Origin of the sequence: Oerskovia sp. NPDC060287, assembly GCF_042726775.1 — a bacterium.
In the GTDB taxonomy this organism is placed as follows: domain Bacteria; phylum Actinomycetota; class Actinomycetes; order Actinomycetales; family Cellulomonadaceae; genus Oerskovia; species Oerskovia merdavium.
In genome coordinates this window covers 1-2,518 of sequence record NZ_JBHXBO010000378.1, presented here as the reverse complement: position 1 = coordinate 2,518, position 2,518 = coordinate 1, and the positions used below count along the sequence as shown (strand labels likewise).

Below are 2,518 nucleotides of genomic sequence, written 5' to 3'. Positions count from 1 at the left end.
GGCGAGGCGCCCACCCCGCGGCCGACCGTGACGTGCGACGACGTTCAGGACCGCGTGAAGCGCGAGCCGCCGTACTTCTTGTGGACCGCCTGACGGCTGACCCCCAGGATCGTCGCGATAGCTGCCCACGAGATCCCCCGCGTCCTCGCGCGGCGGACGACGAGAGCCTCACGCCGGTCGGCCTCCTCCCGGAGGTCGCGGAGCGCGGCGAGCGCGCGCAGCGGGTCGTCGTCGTCGGCCGCACGGACGAGCATCGTCATGTCGGGCTCCTTCATCGGATCCTCCGGTAGCGGGTCTCCCCGGGTCCAGGTGGCGAGCAGTCGCCACACTGTCAACATAAGTTGACGCTCGCCGCGGCGTCAACCCTGGTTGACAGAGTCGCCACGACGGCCGCCGGTGGATCAGTCTGCGCGGCGGGTCCGGAAGATCGCCGTGCCGGGCAGGTACGCGCCCCGCACGGGCCCCCAGCCGCCCCAGACCTCCTGGTTGTCGGCCGGCCACTCGGGCTCCACGACGTCCTCGACGAGGAGGCCGGCGGCGACGACCTCGCGGACGTGGTCCCCGAACGTGCGGTGGTACTCGGCATAGGCGACGCGACCGGCGGTGTCGGTCTCGACGTAGGGCCGGCGATCGAAGTAGGAGCGGTTCGCCGTCAGGCCGTGCTCGCTCGGGTCGTCGGGGAAGGCCCAGCGCAGCGGATGGGTCACCGAGAAGACCCACGAACCCCCGGGGCGCAGGACGCGAGCGACCTCGCGATGGATCGCTCCGGCGTCGGGCACGAACGGGATGGCGCCGAACGACGTGAAGGCGACGTCGAAGCTCGCGTCGGCGAACGGCAGCCGCCGTGCGTCCGCCTGGACCAGCGGCACCGGGACCCCGGTCGAGGCGTTGAGCGCTGCCCCCCTGTCCAGCATGCCGCCCGACACGTCGGTCGCGACGACCTCGACGCCGCGTGCTGCGAGCCAGCGTGAGCACTGCGCGGCACCCGCGCCGACCTCGAGCACGCGTCGCCCCGCCAGGTCTCCCAGCAGGTGCGCGTCGGACTCGCGCAGGCCCTCGGGGCACCAGCAGAAGTCGACCGCGCCCAGGAAGTCCCCGTGCTCGTCGAGGTACTCCTCGGCGTTGGCGTCCCACCAGGTGCGTCCCGCTGCGCCTCCCTGCTCCGCCGGCACGTCCCGGTACCCGACCGATCCGATCGTCTCATCCGTCATGCATCTATCGTCTCGCGCCACGGGGCGTGCGTCACCATCGGCCCAGGTGGTCGATAGGGTGGGGGCTGGTCGGTCGAGCGATGGCGCTGGTCCGCCTTCCGACGATCACTCATCACGAGACGAGGTTCGAGTTGCGCATCGGTCTGCTCACAGGTGGCGGGGACTGCCCCGGTTTGAACGCGGCCATCAGGGCTGTCGTCAAGCAGGGGATGGGCGAGTACGGACACACGATCATCGGGTTCCGGAACGGGTGGAAGGGTGTCGTCGACGGCGACATCATCCCGCTCGGGCGCCAGGACATCCGCAACGTCCTCCCGGTCGGCGGGACCCTGCTGGGGACGGCACGCTTCCACCCGCACGCGTCCGACGGCGGGATCGACGCGGTCCTGGCCACGGTCGAGGCCGAGCGCCTCGACGCGATGATCTGCATCGGTGGTGACGGCACGCTGCACGCGGCGAGCAAGGTCGCGGACGCCGGCGTGAACATCGTCGCGATCCCCAAGACGATCGACAACGACGTGGAGGGCACCGACCTGTCGATCGGCTTCCACACGGCCGTCAACATCGCGACCGAGGCGATCGACCGCGTCCACACGACCGCGGAGAGCCACAACCGTGTCATGGTCGTCGAGGTCATGGGCCGGCACGCGGGCTGGATCGCGGTGAACGCGGGCATCGCCGGTGGCGCCGAGGTCGTACTCGCCCCCGAGGACCCGTTCGACATGGACGCCATCGAGAAGTTCCTGCGTCACCGCCACCGTGCGCACGCCAACTTCTCGATCGTGGTCGTCGCCGAGGGCGCCGTGCCGCGCGAGGGCAGCAGCATGAACTTCACGCAGGAGCTCGGCAAGTACGGTGAGATCATCGCGGGGTCGATCGGCGAGCGCGTCTCGGCGGAGATCGCCCGGCGCACTGGGTTCGACACCCGCCTGACGGTCCTCGGGCACGTCCAGCGCGGCGGAGAGCCCACGCCGACGGACCGCATCCTCGGCAGCCGATTCGGCGTGGCCGCGGTCGACGCCGTCTCGCGCGGCGAGTCGAAGGTCATGACCGCGCTGCGCGGGGAGAGCGTCGTCCTGGTGCCTCTCGACGAGATCGCCGGCAAGGTCAAGCACGTCCCCGCGGAGCTGCTGCGGGTCGCGCACGCGCTGTCCTGACCGGCGCACGCGCACCGCACGACGGCCGTCCGGGGGACCACGGGCGGCCGTCGTGCGTCGTCGGGCGGGCGCGTTCCCGTGCCCGGGGGTGACCGCGAGAATCTCCCTTTGACCCCCGCGCCATTCCGTCGATAAGATGTCTGACGGTGC

At 71.3% G+C, this 2,518-nt stretch carries 3 protein-coding genes; 1 reads left to right on the top strand and 2 read right to left on the bottom strand.

The genetic code is table 11. The annotated features are described in order from the left end of the window. Positions 1-44: 44 nt before the first annotated feature. Both ACFWFR_RS19060 and ACFWFR_RS19055 read right to left on the bottom strand, forming a co-directional pair. Positions 45-260, bottom strand: coding sequence for a hypothetical protein (locus ACFWFR_RS19060; protein WP_377624157.1), 216 nt, complete (start codon positions 258-260; stop codon positions 45-47). 141 nt (positions 261-401) lie between these two features. Beyond that, the gene (locus ACFWFR_RS19055; RefSeq protein ID WP_377624155.1) at positions 402-1,211 is read right to left on the bottom strand and encodes a class I SAM-dependent methyltransferase; all 810 of its coding nucleotides are present in this window, start codon (positions 1,209-1,211) and stop codon (positions 402-404) included. Positions 1,212-1,342: 131 nt separating this feature from the next. Here ACFWFR_RS19055 and ACFWFR_RS19050 point away from each other — a divergent pair, with 131 nt between their 5' ends. Next, positions 1,343-2,368: a 6-phosphofructokinase gene (locus tag ACFWFR_RS19050; protein WP_056761933.1), complete on the top strand. Its 1,026-nt coding sequence runs from the start codon at positions 1,343-1,345 to the stop codon at positions 2,366-2,368. Positions 2,369-2,518 lie beyond the last annotated feature (150 nt).